Below are 17,083 nucleotides of genomic sequence, written 5' to 3'. Positions count from 1 at the left end.
CGTGAACAGACCGGCACCCCTCGCCGGCGCCGGCCGGCTGGCCGGGGCAGCCGCGCTCATCGCCGTCCTCACCGTGGCCAGCCGACTCGCCGGCTTCGGTCGCACCGCAGTGTTCACCTGGAGCTTGGCGCCCACCGACCTCGGTGGCACCTACGTGGTGGCCAACGCGGTGCCGAACTTCATCTTCGAGATCGTCGCCGGGGGAGCGCTGGCCAGCCTCGTCGTGCCGCTGCTCGCTGGCGCCGTCGCGGCGGGCGACCGGACGGCCGTGGCCCGGACCACCGGTGCGCTGCTGACCTGGACGCTGGCCCTGCTGGTCCCGCTGGCGCTGCTCGTGGTGCTGCTCGCCGGCCCGGTGGTCGAGTCGCTGGGCCACCACCTGACCACCGCCCAACAGCAGAGCGGCGTGCGGATGCTGCGGGTCTTCGCGCCGCAACTGCCGCTGTACGGGGTCGGCATCGTGCTCACCGGCGTGCTCCAGGCACACCGCCGTTTCGCCTGGCCGGTGCTCGCCCCGTTGCTGTCCAGCCTCACCGTCATCGTCGTGTACCTGGGCTTCACCGTCACGCAGGGCCGCTACGCCACTGTCGGCGGGGTCAGCCCCGGCGGTGAGCTGCTGCTCTCCGGCGGCACCACCCTCGGCGTGGTGGTGCTGTCGCTGTCGTTGCTGATTCCGGTCCGCCGGTTGCGCCTCGGGCTGCGGCCCGGGTTCGGGTTCCCCACCGACGCGCGGGCCCGGGTCGGCGGGTTGGCGGTGGCCGGCGCGGTCACCGTCACCACCCAGCAGATCGCTCTGATCGTCAGCCTGAACCAGGTCACCGCCGGTGCGCGGAGCAACCCGGGTGTCTACAACCTGGCGCAGACCGTCTACCTGTTGCCGTGGGCGGTGCTGGCGGTGCCGCTGGCCATCGCCGCCTACCCGACCCTGGCGGCGGCGCGGGCCGCCGGGGACGAGCAGACCTACCGCACGACCCTGGCACCGGCAGTCCGCGGTGTGCTCCTGTTCAGTTGCCTCGGCACGGCCGCGTTGATCGGGACCGCAGGCCCGGTCGGGCACTTCTTCTTCCCGTCGGACACCGCGTCGACCGCCGCCGCCGCGATCATCGGGTACGCCCCCGGCCTGGTCGGCTACGGCCTCTTCGCGGTGCTCACCCGGGCGCTCTACGCCAGGGGCGAGACCCGGGCGGCGACGCTGGCCACGGCGGTCGGCTTCCTGGTGGTGCCGGCCGTCGTCCTGCTGCTCGGCGCGGTGCTGCCACTGCGGGACCGGGTGCTCGCTGTGACGTCCGCGAACTCGGTGGGGATGCTGGTGCTCGGCGCCCTGCTGCTCCTGGCGGTGCTGCGCAGCGCCGGCCGTCCCGCCCTCGCCGGAGCGGCACGGGCCGCAGCGGCCGGTGGCCTCGCCGGTGTGCTCGCCGGGCTCGCCGGGTGGGGCCTGAGCCGTTGGCTCGACCAGTCGGACGGCGGCACCCCGACGACGGCGGCGGCGTTCGGTCAGGGCATGCTGTCCGGGGTTCTGGTTGGGGTTGTGTTCCTCGCCGTGGTCTGGTTCGTCGACCGGCGGGACGTACAGCCACTGCTCGCCGGGGTGCTGCGGCGTCTGGGCCGGCGGAGGCCGTCCGACGGTGCGCCGACACCGGGCGCGGGCTCCGCGGAGCGGGGCGACGGGAAGGAGACGGCGACGCGATGACTGAGCCAGCTCTGCCTGCCGGCTGGTCGGGCACCGTCGCGTTGGTGCTCGCGTCCAGCACCGGCGGGGTCGGCCAGCACGTCCGTTCGGTGGCCCGTGGCCTCGTCGCGGGCGGCACCACCGTCCTGGTCTGCGGGCCCGCCGCCACTCAGGAGCAGTTCGACTTCACCGGTGTCGGTGCGCGGTTCGCGCCGGTGGAGATCCCGGCCAGCCCGACTCCGGCCGACGCGCGGGCGGTGCTCGCGCTACGCCGGGTGCTCGCGGCCGCTCACGTCGACGTGGTGCACGCGCACGGCCTGCGGGCCGGGTTGGTCGCGGTGCTGGCCCGTCCGGCCGCCCCGTTGATCGTCACCTGGCACAACGCGGTGCTCGCGGGGGGACTGCGCGGCGGTGTGTCCCGGCTCGTCGAACGGGTGGTCGCCCGGGGCGTCCGGGTGGCGCTCGGCGCCTCCGCGGACCTGGTGCGACGGGCCGCCGAGGTGGGTGCCGCCGACGCCCGGCTCGCCCCGGTCGCCGCGCCGACGCTGCCCGCGCCGCGTCGACGCCCGGCGGCGGTACGCGCCGAGTTCGGCGTCCGCCCGGACCAGCCGTTGATCGTCTCGGTTGGTCGGTTGCACCCACAGAAGCGCTACGACGTGCTGATCGACGCGGCGGCCCGCTGGCGTACGCGTACCCCGCCGCCGGTCGTGGTGATCGCGGGCAGCGGGCCGGCGTATCTGCCGCTGGCCGCCCGGACCTCCGCCGCTCGCGCCCCGGTGACCCTGCTGGGGCACCGCACCGACGTGGCCGACCTGCTCGCCGGCGCCGACCTGGCCGTGGTGACCAGCGACTGGGAGGCGCGACAACTCTTCGCCCAGGAGGCGCTGCGCGCCGGTGTGCCGCTGGTGGCCACCGCTGTCGGCGGGCTCCCGGACCTGGTCGGCGACGCCGCGACGCTTGTCCCCGCCGGTGACGTGGACGCTGTCGACGCGGCCGTCCGCGCGCTGCTGGACGATCCGGCGGCTCGGGCGGAGTTGGGCCGGCGTGGCGCCGAACGGGCGGCGACGTGGCCGACCGAGGCGGACACCGTCGCCACGCTTGCCGCCCTCTACGCCGAGCTGGCCGGGAACCCCGGTGGTCCGGCGGCCGCCCCGGGCTCCGACGCCCCGAGAACGGGACACCGGTGATGCTGCGCCGAATCGCCCCCGCCCTGTTGACAGTGCTCGTGGTGGCGCTGGGCGTCACAGCTCTCGCCGCCCGCCCACCCCGTGGCACCCCGCAACGCACCGCCGACTTCGTGGTGCTCGCCGGGATCGCCGGGCTGCGCTGGGAGGACGTGGATCCGCAGAGCACCCCGACGCTGTGGCGGATGGCCCAGGACGGCTCGATCGGCTCGCTGTCGGTGCGGTCCGCGCACCGGCCCACCTGCCCGGTGGACGGCTGGCTGACCCTGGGGGCGGGCAGCTTCGCCGCGTGGAACGGCAGCCGGTCGGTCGACGGTTGCCCGTCGGCGGCGGTGACTGTGGAACAACCGGACGGCATCGGCGCGAACCTGCCCGACCAGGAGAGCGTGGTCCAGTACAACCAGCAGCGGCTGCCCTGGGGAGCCCTGCCCGGCTCGCTGTCCGAGTCGGTGCGGTGCTCCGTGGCCGTGGGCCCGGGCGCGGCGGTGGCCGCCGCCCGACCGTTCGGCCGCGTCGACCGGTACGCCTCGGGGTTGCCGGCCGACCCGCGGTCGCTGCTCGGCTCGTGTGTGCTGAGCATCGTCGACCTCGGCACTGTCAAGGGGGCCGACCCGGCCACCCGCGCCGAGGAGGCCCGCGCGGCGGACGCCGAACTGGCCCGGGTGCTGGCAGCGCGACCCCCACGGTCGTTGGTGCTGGTAGCGGGGATCTCCGACACCACCCAGCCGGCCCGGCTGCACGTGGCGGTCGCCGACGGGCCGGGCTGGGAGCGGGGGTGGCTCACCTCGGCCAGCACCGGCCGGGACGGGTATCTGCAACTTGTCGACCTCGCGCCGACCGCCCTCGCCGCGTTGGGCCGGCCCATGCCGGAGCGGCTCTTCCTCGGCCGTCCGGCGATCAGCACCGGCGGCCGTCCCGCCGACCTGGCCGAGGCCGTCAACGCGCCGGCGAACGCCGACCGGGAGGCGGCCGCCCAGCGTTCCGTCTCCGGGGCGTTCTTCGCGTTGCTCGCCGGGGTGCAGGTGCTGCTGGCGATCGCGATCCTGCCGCTGCTGCGCCGGGCCCGTCCGCACGCCGGCCCGGCCGGCCCGACGCCCGTCTCCGGGCGGATCGTCGCGGTGATGGAGCTGCTGCTGGTCGCCGTGGCGTTGACAGTGCCGGCGGCGCTGCTGGCCGACGCGGTGCCCTGGTGGCGCGGCGAGCACCCCGGGTGGATTTTCGCCGGGGTGACAGCGCTGCTGGTGGCCGCCGGCACCGCGGCGGTGCGGTTCGCCCCCGGGTACGCGAACACCCTCGGGCCGCTCGGAGCGGTGGCCGGCCTCAGCACGCTCGTGGTCGGGCTGGACGTGCTCACCGGGGCCCGCCTCCAGCTCAACAGCGTGGTCGGCTACTCCGCGTTGCAGGGCGGCCGGTACGCCGGGCTGAGCACTGTGGGGTTGGGGGTGTTCCTCGCCGGTGCGCTGGTCACCGGTGGCTGGTTCGCCCAACGGGTGCACCGGGGCTGGCGGCCGGCGGTGATGGTGGCGGTGGGTGGCCTCGCCGTGGTGGTGGTCGGCAGCCCGTACCTGGGCGCCGACCCGGTCGGCGCGATCGCGCTCACCGCCGGGGTGAGCGTCGCCGCCGTGATCAGCGCCGGTGGCTGGTTGACGATCAGCCGGCTGGCCTGGGCCACCATGGCCGCGCTGGCGGTCGGTATCGGGTTCGCTGTGGTGGACCTGCGGCGTCCTCCGGCGGAGCGAGGCAGCCTGGGCCGGTTCCTCTCCGCGCTCGGTGACGGCACCGGCGGGTTCGCTGTGCACCGGTCCAGCACTGAGAATTTCGAGACGTTGGTCAACAGCCCGCTGACGGTGCTGGCGCTGGTCGGCGGGTTGCTGGTGTGGTTCGCCCTGTTGCAGCCGTGGGGTGGGCTGATGCGGCTGTTCGGCATCTACCCCGCGGTCCGGGCCGCGCTGGCCGGCACCGTTGTCGCCGCGATACTCGGTGGTGTGCTCGACGGCGCGGCCCTGGACGTGATGGGCGCTGCCGCCGCCCTGGTGGTGCCGATGGCCGCCCTGGCGTCGCTGCGGGTGCTCGGGCACGCCGCGGACCGGACCCGCCCGGTAGCGGGCCGCCCCCGCGCCAGCGGCGCCGACGACGACTCGGGGTCCGGCGGGGTCGGCCCGGTCGGTGGGGGCGACGGTCCGACCGGCGGCGGTGGGCCACTGGGTGCCGTGCACCCCCGTCCGATCGCCGGCCCGTCTCCGAGCGCCCCGGCGACCCTCGCCCAACCGGCGTCGGACAGTCCGGGCGAGCGTCACGGGGACGCCGACGAACCGGACGAGCCGACCGCGAGCCTGTCGACGCCGGACGCCGCGCCGACGGTGCCCGTGCCGCCCCGGCAGGTCTCCCGGTCATCGACGGAGGTTGCCGCGTCCTGAGCGTCGGGCCTCGCCAAGATGGCCCGGAGGTGTCGCAGCCGGGGTGCGGCCTGCGGGTACCCGGCCGGGAGGTGTTACCGTCGAATCCCGTGGATCGCGTGATCACTTTGCTGATCAAGCACGGCGGTCTGCATGACCGCGACAGACGACACGGGAGCAGGCCTTGGCCCCATCAGCACGGACGACCAGGCACATTTTCGTCACCGGGGGCGTCGCCTCCTCGCTGGGTAAGGGCCTCACCGCCTCCAGCCTCGGCAACCTGCTGACCGCGCGCGGGCTGCGCGTGGTGATGCAGAAGCTCGACCCCTACCTGAACGTCGACCCGGGGACGATGAACCCGTTCCAGCACGGTGAGGTCTTCGTCACCGAGGACGGCGCCGAGACCGACCTCGACGTCGGGCACTACGAGCGGTTCCTCGACCGGGCGCTGTCCGGCAAGGCGAACGTCACCACCGGCCAGATCTACTCCGACGTGATCGCCAAGGAGCGGCGCGGCGAGTACCTGGGCGACACCGTCCAGGTCATCCCGCACATCACCAACGAGATCAAGTCGCGGATCCTGGCGATGGCCGACCCGGACGAGGACGGCCAACTTCCCGACGTGGTGATCACCGAGGTCGGTGGCACCGTCGGCGACATCGAGTCGCTGCCATTTTTGGAGGCGATCCGTCAGGTCCGCCACGACCTGGGCCGCGACAACTGCTTCTACCTGCACGTCTCGCTGGTGCCGTACCTGGCGCCCTCGGGTGAGCTGAAGACCAAGCCGACGCAGCACTCGGTGGCGCAGCTGCGCAACATCGGTATCCAGCCGGACGCGATAGTGCTCCGCTGCGACCGGGAGATCCCGGTGAAGCTCAAGGAGAAGCTGTCGCTCTACTGCGACGTGGACGCCGAGGCGGTCGTCGCCGCCCCGGACGCCCCGAGCATCTACGACATCCCGAAGGTGCTGCACCGGGAGGGGCTCGACGCGTACGTGGTGCGCCGGCTCGGCCTGTCCTTCCGGGACGTGGACTGGGCCAGCTGGGACGACCTGCTGGAGCGGGTGCACCGCCCCCGGCACACCGTCACCGTCGCCGTGGTCGGCAAGTACGTCGACCTGCCCGACGCGTACCTGTCGGTGAGTGAGGCCATCCGGGCGGCGGGCTTCGGCCACCGGGCCCGGGTGCAGCTGCGGTGGGTGCCCAGCGACGAGTGCGTCACCCCGGCCGGCGCCGCCGCGGCGTTGGCCGGCGTGGACGGCATCCTCATCCCCGGCGGCTTCGGCGTCCGCGGCATCGAGGGCAAGATCGGCACCGCCCGGTACGCCCGCGAGGCCGGCATCCCGCTGCTCGGTCTCTGCCTCGGCCTGCAGTGCATGACCATCGAGGTGGCCCGGCACCTTGCCGACCTGGACGGCGCCAACTCGTTGGAGTTCGACGAGCAGGCGGCCCACCCGGTCATCGCCACGATGGCCGACCAGGAGGACATCGTCGCCGGCCGGGGCGACCTGGGCGGCACCATGCGGCTGGGCGCGTACCCGGCGACGTTGACCGAGGGGTCGATCGTCGCCGAGGCGTACGGCAGCACCGAGATCAGCGAGCGGCACCGGCACCGCTACGAGGTCAACAACGCCTACCGGGACGCGCTGACCAAGGCGGGCCTGCACATCTCCGGCACCTCGCCGGACGGCCGGCTGGTCGAGTTCATCGAACTGGACCGGAGTCTGCACCCGTTCTTCGTGGCCACCCAGGCGCACCCCGAGTTGAAGAGCCGCCCGACCCGCCCGCACCCGTTGTTCGCCTCGTTCGTCAAGGCCGCTGTGGCGTACTCGCAGGCCGACCAGCTGCCTGTCGACCTGGACGCGGCGGCGGAGGCCCCGACGACGCGCAAGGCCGCCCGCAACGGGGCCGCGACGAAGGCGTCGTCGGCCTCGTGAGCGAGCGCAGCGAGCGAACCAGCAGGCTCAGCAGCGTGGCGCCTCGCGCCGTCGTCGAGCGCAGCGAGGCGACGGCGTGAGCAACCTGGAGCACCGCTACGAGGTGCGTTCCCGGCAGGAGCGGTACCGGGGGCGGATCTTCGACGTGGTCACCGAGGAGGTGACCATGCCGGGCGGTGGGACCGGGCTGCGGGACCTCGTCCGGCACGTCGGGGCGGTGGCAGTGGTGGCGCTCGACGACGCCGGCCAGGTGGTGCTGATCCGGCAGTACCGGCACCCGGTGGGGCGGCACCTGTGGGAGCTGCCGGCCGGTCTGATGGACGTCTCCGGCGAGGAGTTGCCGGTGGCCGCGCTGCGGGAGCTGGCCGAGGAGGCCGACCTCACCGCCGGGCGGGTCGACGTGCTGGTGGATCTGCACAGCTCGCCGGGGTTCACCAACGAGATCGTCCGGGTGTTCCTGGCCCGCGACCTCGCCGACGTGCCGGCCGACGAGCGGCACGAGCGCCACGACGAGGAGGCCGACCTCCAGGTCGTCCGGATCGACCTGGACGAGGCGGTCGCCATGGTCCTGGCCGGTGAGATCACCAACGCGTCAGCGGTGGCCGGGCTGCTGGCCGCGGCCCGGGCCCGGGACACCGGCTTCGCGCAGCTGCGTCGGGCGGACGCGCCGCTGCCGCGCTGAGCGTCGCCGCCGGTCCAGCCGGTGGGGGAGTACGCACGAGAGGGGCCCCGCGGTCAGCCGCGGGGCCCCTCTCGCTGGTTGGTCTAGGAGTCGCGCAGCGGACGGCCCTGCGCGTCCGTGCCGCCGTTGACCAGGATGAGGATGCCGTCGACGACGCCCCAGAGAGCGCCGACGCCGCAGGTCACCAGGCTCACGACGAGCTGGAGAACGGCGATCTTGGTGTGTCCGGTGTAGAAGCGACCGGCACCGAAGGTGCCGAGCAGGATGCCGAGGATGCCCGCGACGATCTTGCTCTTGTCGGAGACGCCCTGGGGGTACCCCGGCTGGGGGTACCCGGGCTGGTAAGGAGGAGTGGTCATGGGCGGACACATTAGTGATCCACTCGCCGGCTGTCCGCACCGCCGCCCGGCAGATGGGACGATAATGGTGAAACACTGTCCTGTTGGCTGAGGTGACGCCCGGCCGCCGAATCTCGGCGCCGCCCTGACACTTCGTCAGGACACCCGGGCACCGGGTGCCACTGTGCTGGCTCGCGGCGGCACCGGGCGCGCCTAGACTGCCGCCGCAGGACCGGTGTACCGCGATGGCAAAGGGGCCGTCGTGGCACCGAGCAGTCGGGGGAGAGCAGCCCCGAAGAGAGGTGTCTGCATCGTGAAGGTCGGAATCCCACGCGAGGTCAAGAACCACGAGTACCGCGTGGCGATCACGCCAGCGGGTGTCAACGAGTTCACCCGCAGCGGCCACCAGGTCTTCGTCGAGTCCGGCGCCGGGGTTGGCTCCAGCATCACCGACGAGGAGTTCGCCGCCGCCGGCGCGAAGATCCTCGCCACCGCCGACGAGGTGTGGGAGACCGCCGAGCTGGTGCTCAAGGTCAAGGAGCCGATCGCCGAGGAGTACCACCGGATGCGCGAGGGGCAGGTGCTCTTCACCTACCTGCACCTGGCCGCCTCCAAGGAGTGCACCGACGCGCTGATCGACCGCCGGGTCACCGGCATCGCGTACGAGACCGTCGAGCTGCCCGACCGGTCGCTTCCGCTGCTCGCCCCGATGTCCGAGGTGGCCGGCCGGCTCGCCCCGCAGGTGGGCGCCTTCTACATGATGCGTACCGGTGGTGGGCGCGGTGTGCTGCCCGGCGGTGTCTCCGGCGTGTACGCGGCCAAGACCGTGGTCATCGGCGCCGGCGTCTCCGGCATGAACGCCGCCGCTATCGCGCTGGGCCTGCAGTCCGAGGTGCTGCTGCTGGACAAGAACGTCGCCCGGCTGCGGCAGGCCGACGCGATCTACCGGGGCCACCTGCAGACCGTCGCCTCCAACGCGTACGAGGTCGAGCGTGCCGTGCTCGACGCCGACCTGGTCATCGGCGCGGTGCTGGTGCCCGGCGCGAAGGCCCCGACGCTGATCTCCAACGAGCTGGTCTCCCGGATGAAGCCGGGCAGCGTGCTCGTCGACATCGCCATCGACCAGGGCGGCTGCTTCGAGGACTCGCGCCCCACCACGCACGCCGACCCGGTCTACAAGGTGCACGAGTCGATCTTCTACTGCGTGGCGAACATGCCCGGCGCGGTGCCGAACACCAGCACCTACGCCCTGACCAACGTCACCCTGCCGTACGCCCTGGAGCTGGCCAACCAGGGCTGGCGTGAGGCGCTGCGCAACGACCCGGCGCTGGCGTTGGGCCTCAACACCCACGCCGGGCAGGTCACCTACGGCCCGGTCGCCGAGTCGCACGGCATGGACGTGCTCCCGCTGGCTGACGCGCTGGCCTGAGCGGTGGCGGGCTGACCAGCGGCACGGACTCCGCCGGCGTGGGCACAGCACCCACGCCGGCGCTGCGCCGTGCCGTTCGCGGTTACCTCGACCACCTGACCGTCGAGCGTGGCCTCTCCGCCAACACGCTCTCCTCGTACCGCCGGGATCTGGACCGCTATCTCGCCACCCTGGCCGATGCCGGCGTCACCGACCTCGCGTCGGTCGGCGCCGGCCTCGTCGAGTCGCACCTGGCGCGGCTACGCGCGGGCGACGACGCGCACCCACCGCTGGCGGTCTCCTCCGCCGCCCGCGCGGCCAGCGCGGTACGGGGCCTGCACCGCTTCGCGTTGCGCGAGGGCCTGGCCGGCGCCGATCCGAGCCGCGACGTCCGCCCGCCCACGCCGCCCCGCCGGCTGCCCAGGGCGCTACCTGTCGACGACGTGGTCCGGCTGTTGGAGACCACCGGCCCGATCACCGCGACCGGCGACGACGCGCCCCTCGCGCTGCGCGACCGGGCACTGCTGGAGTTCCTGTACGGCACCGGCGCGCGCATCTCCGAGGCTGTCGGCGCCGCGGTGGACGACCTCGACACCGACGACGGCGCTGTGCTGCTGCGCGGCAAGGGCGGCCGGGTGCGGCTGGTGCCCATCGGCGGGTACGCCGTCGACGCCGTCCGCGCCTACCTGGTCCGGGCCCGCCCCGGGCTGGCCGCCGCCGGCCGGGGCACCCCGGCGGTGTTCCTCAACGCCCGCGGCGGCGCGCTGTCCCGCCAGGGCGCCTGGGGCATCCTGCGCCGCGCCGCCGACCGGGCCGGGCTGCCCGTCGACGGACCGGCCGCGGTCTCGCCGCACACACTGCGCCATTCCTACGCCACCCATCTGCTCGACGGCGGCGCCGACGTTCGGGTGGTCCAGGAGCTGCTCGGTCACGCGTCGGTGACCACCACCCAGGTCTACACGTTGGTCACCGTGGAGCGGTTGCGCGAGGTGTACGCGACCGCCCACCCCCGCGCCCAGGGCTGAACCGGTCGCTGTCGACGCCGACACGCCGGGCCGGTGCCGAACCCCCTGCTGGTCGGTGGCGTACAGTCGGCATCGGCGCGGACCTCCTGGAGCGACACGACCGGGGTGCGCAGCGGCGCCGCGAAGGACGTCGGACGGCTCCGACGCCGGGTGGGTCGTCGGGAGGGGGCAACGAGCACATGGCTGGCAACGGTGACCGTGCCGAGACCTGGACGTCGGAGCTCCGCGAGCAGCAGGCCACGCTCGGCGCGGACCTGGGTCCTGCGGACCCGGCTGCCTACACGATGCGCAAGCCCATTCCCGAGCCGATGCCCACCGACCGGCACGGCCCCGCGCGCATCATCGCGATGGCCAACCAGAAGGGTGGCGTCGGCAAGACCACCACCACCATCAACCTGGGCGCCGCGCTCGCGGAATACGGTCGCAAGGTGCTGCTCGTCGACTTCGACCCGCAGGGCGCCCTCTCGGTGGGCCTGGGCGTCAACCCGCACAACCTCGACCTGTCCATCTACAACCTGCTCATGCAGGACGACATCCTCGCCGAGGACGTCGTCATCAAGACCGACGTCGCGGGACTGCACCTGCTGCCGGCCAACATCGACCTCTCCGCCGCCGAGATCCAGCTCGTCAACGAGGTCGCCCGGGAGATGGCCCTGGCCCGGGTCCTGCGCACGGTCCGCAAGGAGTACGACTACATCCTGATCGACTGCCAGCCGTCACTCGGCCTGCTGGCGATCAACGCGCTGACCGTCGCGCACGGCGTGCTCATCCCGCTGGAGTGCGAGTTCTTCAGCCTGCGCGGTGTGGCACTGCTGCTGGACACCATCGACAAGGTGCGCGAGCGACTCAACTTCGACCTGGAGCTCGAAGGCATCCTCGCCACCATGTACGACAGCCGCACCACGCACTGCCGCCAGGTCCTCCAGCGGGTCGTGGAGGCGTTCGGCGACAAGGTCTACCAGACGGTCATCACCAAGACGGTGAAGTTCCCCGAGTCCACCGTGGCCGGTGCCCCCATCACGACGATGGATCCGGCCTCCTCCGGGGCACGTAACTACCGTCAGCTGGCCCGCGAGGTGATCGCCGCCCAGTCGGAGCGGTAGCCGGAACGCCCGGTGCCCGACTCGTGGACTACGGTCGTCCGGTGACCGCGCCACCCCTCGACCCACCAGAGACCGCCGACGCGGCAGTGGTCGACGGCGTGCCGCCCACCGACCCGGTCGCCAGCGGTTTCACGGTCCGGCTGGCCAACTTCACCGGCCCGTTCGATCTGCTGCTGCAACTGATCGGCAAGCACAAACTCGACGTCACCGAGGTGGCCCTGCACACGGTCACCGACGAGTTCATCGCCTACATCAGGGCGATGGGCGACAACTGGGACCTGGACGAGGCCAGCGAGTTCCTGCTGATCGCCGCGACCCTGCTCGATCTGAAGGCGGCCCGGCTGCTGCCCGCCGCCGAAGTCGAGGACGAGGCCGACCTCGCCCTGCTGGAGGCGCGGGACCTGCTCTTCGCCCGGCTGTTGCAGTACAAGGCGTACAAGGAGGCGGCGGCGCACATCGCCGAGCTGGAGGCCGTCGGCGGCCGACGCTATCCGCGTGCGGTCAGCCTGGAGGCCCGCTACGCCGAGGCGCTGCCCGATCTGGTGCTCGGCATCGGCCCCCAGCGGCTGCTGAAGCTGGCCGTGAGGGCGATGACCCCGAAGCCGGTGCCGGAGGTCTCCATCGCCCACGTGCACATGGTCCGGGTCAGTGTCCGGGAACACGCGGCGATTCTCGCCGCCCGGCTACGCCGGGCCGGCACCGCCACGTTCTCGCTGCTCTGCGCCGACTGCGAGGCCACCCTGGAGGTGGTGGCCCGGTTCCTCGCGTTGCTGGAGCTGTACCGGGAGGGTCTGGTGTCGTTCGTGCAGGAGCAGGCCCTGGAAGAGCTGACAGTGCGCTGGACCGGCCCGGTCGACGGCGACACCGAGCTGCACGTCGACGAGTACGCCGGCACCCCGGCCGACCCGGAGTCGCCTGGGCCTGGGCCTGCGGTGGTTGGCCCTGAGCCGGCGGTGGCAGAGCCTGCGGGGCCTGGGCCTGAGCCGGCGGGGGCTGGGCCTGGGCCTGCGGGGGCTGGGCCTGAGCCGGCGGTGGAGGCCGGCGGGCCGGACGGGACGGGAACGACGGAGGGTGCGCGGGATGAGTGACGAGCAACGTCGGGACTCGCTGGCCGATCAGGCCGCCGCCTGGGTCCCCCCGTGGGACCGCCCCCGCCCGCCCGCCGCCGACACCCCCACGGAGCCGGACGACTCAGCCGCAGCACCCGACACCGAGGAGTTGGCCGAGCCGACCACCGATCGGGCCGCGTCGGCCGAGGCACTGCCTGAAGCGGCGGCGCGCCGACCGGAAATCGACGCCGCCGCCGATTCCGCCGAGCCGGACATGGTCGCGTCGGGTTTTGCGCAGGTTGACCCGGATGGGCCGGGCCCAGACGACGCGGGCCCGGGTGGACCAGGCCCTGTCGAGGTGACCGCGGGTGGGCCCGATCCCCTTGAGGTGGCCTCGGACGAGGCGGGCCCGGGTGAGCCAGATCGCGTTGAGGCGGCTGCGGACGAGGTGGGCCCTGCGGGACCGGGCCTCGGTGCGGTGACCGACGGCACGGTGGGGGAGCCGGGTGGCGCTGGGGGCGTACCCCGGCGGCAGCTGGCGGGGCGGCGGCGGGCGACCGTCGCGGCGGAGCCCGCGCCCGAGCTGTCCGACCCGGAGCTGCGCGGCGCGTTGGAGGCGATCCTGCTGGTCGTCGACGAGCCGGTCAGCGAGCTGGTGCTGGCCCAGGTGCTGGAGCAGCCCGCCGAGCGGGTCGGGCCGATGCTCGACGAGATCGCCGCCGGTTACACGGCGGCCGGGCACGGGTTCGAGCTGCGCCGGGCGGCCGGCGGGTGGCGGCTGTACACCCGGCCGGAATACGCTACGTACGTTGAGCGGTTCGTGTTGGACGGGCAGTCCGTGCGGCTGACCCAGGCGGCGCTGGAGACGCTCGCCGTGGTTGCGTACAAGCAGCCGGTGACCCGTTCGCGAATCTCAGCCATCCGGGGTGTGAACTGCGACGGGGTCATCCGTACGCTGGTCACCCGTGGCCTCATCGAGGAGTGCGGCACCGAAACGGACAGCGGGGCGTTCCTCTACCGGACCACCACGTTGTTCCTGGAGAAGCTCGGGCTGAACACCGTCGACGAGCTGCCGCCCCTCGCACCCTTCCTGCCCGACGACGTAGAAGAGCTTGCTGATGCGACCCGATAACCGTTCCCCCAAACCCGACGCGCCCGTCTACGAGGGGGCTGAGCGCCTGCAGAAGGTGCTCGCCGCCGCCGGCGTGGGCTCCCGGCGTGCCTGCGAGGATCTGATCTTCCGTCGCCGGGTCACCGTGGACGGGCGGGTCGCCAAGCTCGGCGACAAGGTCGACCCGGCCACCTCCGTGATCCATGTGGACGGGGAGCGCCTCCAGGTCGACATTCGCCTGGTCTACGTGGCGATGAACAAGCCGCGCGGGGTGGTTACCTCCATGGCGGACGACAAGGGGCGCAACGAGCTGGCCGAGTTCATCGGCAACCGGGTGGAGCAGCGGGTCTACCACGTGGGGCGGCTCGACGCGGACAGTGAGGGCCTGCTGCTGCTCACCAACGACGGCACCCTCGCGCACAAGCTCATGCACCCCTCGTACGAGGTGCTGAAGACCTATCTCGCCGAGGTGGTCGGGCCGATCCCGCGCAACCTGAGCAAGCGGCTGTTGGCCGGCGTCGAGCTGGAGGACGGGCCGGTGAAGGTCGACTCGTTCAAGGTGGTGGACACTCTGGGTAAAAGCGCCCAGGTGGAGCTGAGCCTGCACGAGGGCCGCAAGCACATCGTCCGACGGCTGATGGAGGAGGTCGGACACCCGGTTACCCGGCTGGTGCGTACCTCGATCGGTCCTATCCGGCTGGGTGAACTGCGGACCGGACGGATCCGGCGGTTGACGAACGCCGAGGTCGCCGCCCTGTTCAACGCGGTGGGTGACTGACCCCCGAGTTCGGGGTACGGCAGCCGGTAGGCTCCACCGATGGCCGGGACGCGGCCGCCGGGTGGCGTGGGTCGCCTCCGGCGGCGTCGCGCGCGGGTCCGCCAATGGACCCGGGCATGATTGATGACGATTGACAACCGCTTGCGGCGCCAGCTCACCGGGCGATCCGTGAGGTACGGGCTGAGGAGGACACGGTGGAGGAAAACGTACGGGCCGGGCGATGTGTGGTCGCTGTGGACGGGCCGTCCGGTTCGGGTAAGTCCACCGTGTCGCGGCGGCTCGCCGCGAGCATCGGTGCGCGCTACCTGGACACCGGGGCGATGTACCGGGCGATCACGTGGGCCGTGCTGCGCTCCGGCGTGGATCTCACCGACGCCGCGTCGGTGGCAAAGGTCGCCGGCGAGGTCAACCTGCGCATCGGCACCCACCCGCAGGGGTACGCCGTGACAGTCGACGGTGTGGGCGTGGACGCGGACATCCGTGGCACCGAGGTGACCGGCGCGGTTTCCGCCGTCGCCGCCGTGCCGGCTGTCCGTGAGCTGCTCGTCACCAGGCAGCGCGAGATGATCGCCAACGCTGGTCGGATGGTGGTCGAGGGTCGTGACATCGGCTCGGTGGTGGCGCCGGACGCCGACCTGAAGGTCTTCCTGACCGCCTCCGAGGCGGCCCGTGCCGCCCGGCGCAGCGCCGAGGACGCCGCCGACGTGGCGGCCACTGCCGCCGATCTGGCCCGGCGGGACCGTCTCGACTCGACCCGCAAGGTCAACCCGCTGGCCCAGGCGCCCGACGCGGTGGTGCTGGACACCACCGAGCTGGGCATCGACGAGGTCGTGGCGCGGATGCGTGAGCTGCTCACCGAGCGGGGCGTGGCGATGAGCCGTGCTGTTGCGTCTCATGACGGTCCGGAGCGAAGCGGAGGAGCGGCATGAGTAGCGATGGCGGCGGGTGGGTCGAGCTGCGTGAGCCCGAGGTCGTCCTCGAGGAACCGAGCGGCCCGCAGCCGGTGGTGGCCGTGGTCGGCCGCCCCAACGTGGGCAAGTCGACGCTTGTCAACCGGATCATCGGCCGCCGGCAGGCGGTCGTCGAGGACGTCCCCGGCGTGACCCGTGACCGGGTGCCGTACGACGCGCAGTGGAACGGCCGGGCGTTCACAGTGGTGGACACCGGCGGTTGGGAACCGGACGCCAAGGACCGGGCCGCGGCCATCGCGGCGCAGGCCGAGACGGCGGTCGTCACCGCCGACGTGGTGCTCTTCGTTGTCGACGCGATGGTGGGCTCCACCGACGTCGACGAGGCAGCGGTGAAGATGCTGCGGCGCAGCGCCAAGCCGGTGATCCTGGTGGCCAACAAGGCCGACAACAACTCCATCGAGATGGAGGCCACCTCGCTGTGGTCGCTCGGTCTCGGTGAGCCGTTCCCGGTGTCCGCGCTGCACGGACGCGGCTCCGGCGACCTGCTGGACGCCATCCTCGCCGCGCTGCCGGAAGCACCGGCGATCGTGGAGAACCGCCCGCGTGGACCGCGCCGGGTGGCGCTGGTCGGGCGGCCGAACGTCGGCAAGTCCAGCCTGCTCAACCGGTTCTCCGGTGAGGAGCGGGCGGTCGTCGACTCGGTGGCGGGCACCACTGTGGACCCGGTGGACAGCCTGGTCGAGATCGGTGGTCAGACCTGGCAGCTGGTCGACACGGCTGGGCTGCGCAAGCGGGTCGGCAAGGCCAGCGGCACCGAGTACTACGCCAGCCTGCGCACCGCCGGCGCGATCGAGGCCGCCGAGGTGGCAGTGGTGCTGCTGGACTCCAGCGAGCCGATCAGCGAGCAGGACCAGCGGATCCTGTCGATGGTGACCGAGTCGGGCCGGGCGCTGGTCATCGCGTTCAACAAGTGGGACCTCGTCGACGCCGACCGCCGGTACTACCTGGACAAGGAAATCGACCGGGAGCTGCGCCGCATCCCCTGGGCGATCCGGCTGAACCTGTCGGCGATGACCGGCCGTGCCGTGGACAAGCTGGCCCCGGCCCTGAACAAGGCGCTGGCCAGCTGGGAAACCCGGGTGCCGACCGCACACCTCAACCAGTGGCTGACCGCGCTGGTGCAGGCCACCCCGCACCCGGTGCGTGGTGGGCGGGCGCCGCGGATCCTGTTCGCGACGCAGGCCGGTGTGGCACCGCCACGGTTCGTGCTCTTCACCACCGGCCCGCTCGACGCCGGCTACCAGCGCTTCGTCGAGCGCAAGCTCCGCGAGGAATTCGGGTACGAGGGCAGCCCGATCGAGATCTCGGTCCGCCCGCGCAAGAAGCTCGGCCCCGGCGGCCGAGGCAAGGCGCACGGCTGACCCGGTCCAGTTCGCTCGATTTGCCGGATGGGTGGTCCCCGCCCATCCGGCATTTCTTTCAACCCCACCCTC

14 protein-coding genes are annotated in these 17,083 nt (G+C 72.8%); 13 read left to right on the top strand and 1 reads right to left on the bottom strand.

The window, feature by feature from the left end; all coding sequences use genetic code 11:
• The first annotated feature begins 1 nt into the window (after position 1).
• The 5 genes from murJ to MED01_RS24165 all read left to right on the top strand — a co-directional run bounded on the left by murJ (position 2) and on the right by MED01_RS24165 (position 7,867).
• Entirely contained in the window at positions 2-1,690 is a 1,689-nt protein-coding gene (gene murJ, locus MED01_RS24185) for a murein biosynthesis integral membrane protein MurJ (protein ID WP_238670850.1), read from the top strand.
• Positions 1,687-2,856, top strand: coding sequence for a glycosyltransferase family 4 protein (locus MED01_RS24180; RefSeq protein WP_238670849.1), 1,170 nt, complete (start codon positions 1,687-1,689; stop codon positions 2,854-2,856). Before murJ ends, MED01_RS24180 begins: the two co-directional genes overlap by 4 nt.
• Positions 2,856-5,270: a hypothetical protein gene (locus tag MED01_RS24175; RefSeq protein WP_238670848.1), complete on the top strand. Its 2,415-nt coding sequence runs from the start codon at positions 2,856-2,858 to the stop codon at positions 5,268-5,270. The genes MED01_RS24180 and MED01_RS24175 overlap by 1 nt, the downstream gene beginning before the upstream one ends.
• A 163-nt stretch (positions 5,271-5,433) precedes the next feature.
• The gene (gene pyrG / locus MED01_RS24170; RefSeq protein ID WP_112697923.1) at positions 5,434-7,185 is read left to right on the top strand and encodes a CTP synthase; all 1,752 of its coding nucleotides are present in this window, start codon (positions 5,434-5,436) and stop codon (positions 7,183-7,185) included.
• Between the two features lie 76 nt (positions 7,186-7,261).
• Positions 7,262-7,867: an NUDIX domain-containing protein gene (locus MED01_RS24165; protein ID WP_238670847.1), complete on the top strand. Its 606-nt coding sequence runs from the start codon at positions 7,262-7,264 to the stop codon at positions 7,865-7,867.
• Between the two features lie 83 nt (positions 7,868-7,950).
• Here MED01_RS24165 and MED01_RS24160 read toward each other — a convergent pair whose 3' ends face one another.
• Positions 7,951-8,238: a TM2 domain-containing protein gene (locus MED01_RS24160; protein WP_372492730.1), complete on the bottom strand. Its 288-nt coding sequence runs from the start codon at positions 8,236-8,238 to the stop codon at positions 7,951-7,953.
• A 280-nt stretch (positions 8,239-8,518) separates the two neighbouring features.
• Between MED01_RS24160 and ald the strand changes: the two genes are divergently transcribed.
• The 8 genes from ald to der all read left to right on the top strand — a co-directional run bounded on the left by ald (position 8,519) and on the right by der (position 17,011).
• Complete coding sequence (gene ald / locus MED01_RS24155) at positions 8,519-9,634, top strand: alanine dehydrogenase (protein ID WP_238670846.1); 1,116 nt, start codon at positions 8,519-8,521, stop codon at positions 9,632-9,634.
• Positions 9,635-9,672: 38 nt separating this feature from the next.
• Positions 9,673-10,638, top strand: a complete 966-nt coding sequence (locus tag MED01_RS24150) for a site-specific tyrosine recombinase XerD (RefSeq protein WP_238670845.1) — start codon at positions 9,673-9,675, stop codon at positions 10,636-10,638.
• 179 nt (positions 10,639-10,817) lie between these two features.
• On the top strand, positions 10,818-11,741 hold the full coding sequence (locus MED01_RS24145) for a ParA family protein (RefSeq protein ID WP_124817891.1): 924 nt from the start codon (positions 10,818-10,820) through the stop codon (positions 11,739-11,741).
• 41 nt (positions 11,742-11,782) lie between these two features.
• Positions 11,783-12,829, top strand: a complete 1,047-nt coding sequence (locus MED01_RS24140) for a segregation and condensation protein A (protein ID WP_238670844.1) — start codon at positions 11,783-11,785, stop codon at positions 12,827-12,829.
• A 235-nt stretch (positions 12,830-13,064) separates the two neighbouring features.
• The gene (gene scpB / locus MED01_RS24135) at positions 13,065-13,922 is read left to right on the top strand and encodes an SMC-Scp complex subunit ScpB (protein ID WP_443677143.1); all 858 of its coding nucleotides are present in this window, start codon (positions 13,065-13,067) and stop codon (positions 13,920-13,922) included.
• On the top strand, positions 13,909-14,679 hold the full coding sequence (locus MED01_RS24130; protein WP_238659881.1) for a pseudouridine synthase: 771 nt from the start codon (positions 13,909-13,911) through the stop codon (positions 14,677-14,679). The genes scpB and MED01_RS24130 overlap by 14 nt, the downstream gene beginning before the upstream one ends.
• Before the next feature lie 194 nt (positions 14,680-14,873).
• Positions 14,874-15,608 (top strand): (d)CMP kinase, encoded by a 735-nt coding sequence (gene cmk, locus MED01_RS24125; protein ID WP_238670842.1) that lies wholly within the window; start codon positions 14,874-14,876, stop codon positions 15,606-15,608.
• Positions 15,605-17,011 (top strand): ribosome biogenesis GTPase Der, encoded by a 1,407-nt coding sequence (gene der / locus MED01_RS24120; protein WP_238670841.1) that lies wholly within the window; start codon positions 15,605-15,607, stop codon positions 17,009-17,011. The genes cmk and der overlap by 4 nt, the downstream gene beginning before the upstream one ends.
• The last annotated feature ends 72 nt before the right edge of the window (positions 17,012-17,083 follow it).

Origin of the sequence: Micromonospora alfalfae (assembly GCF_022230925.1) — a bacterium.
GTDB classification, from domain to species: Bacteria; Actinomycetota; Actinomycetes; order Mycobacteriales; family Micromonosporaceae; genus Micromonospora; species Micromonospora alfalfae.
Note: the sequence above shows the minus strand (reverse complement) of the source record. Positions and strands in the feature narration are given on the sequence as shown.

Bases quoted from the DNA above. Each gene is read 5' to 3' on its own strand.
- MED01_RS24180 (WP_238670849.1), top strand. From the start codon at position 1,687: ATGACTGAGCCAGCTCTGCCTGCCGGCTGGTCGGGCACCGTCGCGTTG.
- MED01_RS24175 (WP_238670848.1), top strand. From the start codon at position 2,856: ATGCTGCGCCGAATCGCCCCCGCCCTGTTGACAGTGCTCGTGGTGGCG.
- MED01_RS24160 (WP_372492730.1), bottom strand. From the start codon at position 8,238: ATGTGTCCGCCCATGACCACTCCTCCTTACCAGCCCGGGTACCCCCAG.
- MED01_RS24145 (WP_124817891.1), top strand. From the start codon at position 10,818: ATGGCTGGCAACGGTGACCGTGCCGAGACCTGGACGTCGGAGCTCCGC.
- scpB (WP_443677143.1), top strand. From the start codon at position 13,065: ATGGTCGCGTCGGGTTTTGCGCAGGTTGACCCGGATGGGCCGGGCCCA.
- MED01_RS24130 (WP_238659881.1), top strand. From the start codon at position 13,909: ATGCGACCCGATAACCGTTCCCCCAAACCCGACGCGCCCGTCTACGAG.
- der (WP_238670841.1), top strand. From the start codon at position 15,605: ATGAGTAGCGATGGCGGCGGGTGGGTCGAGCTGCGTGAGCCCGAGGTC.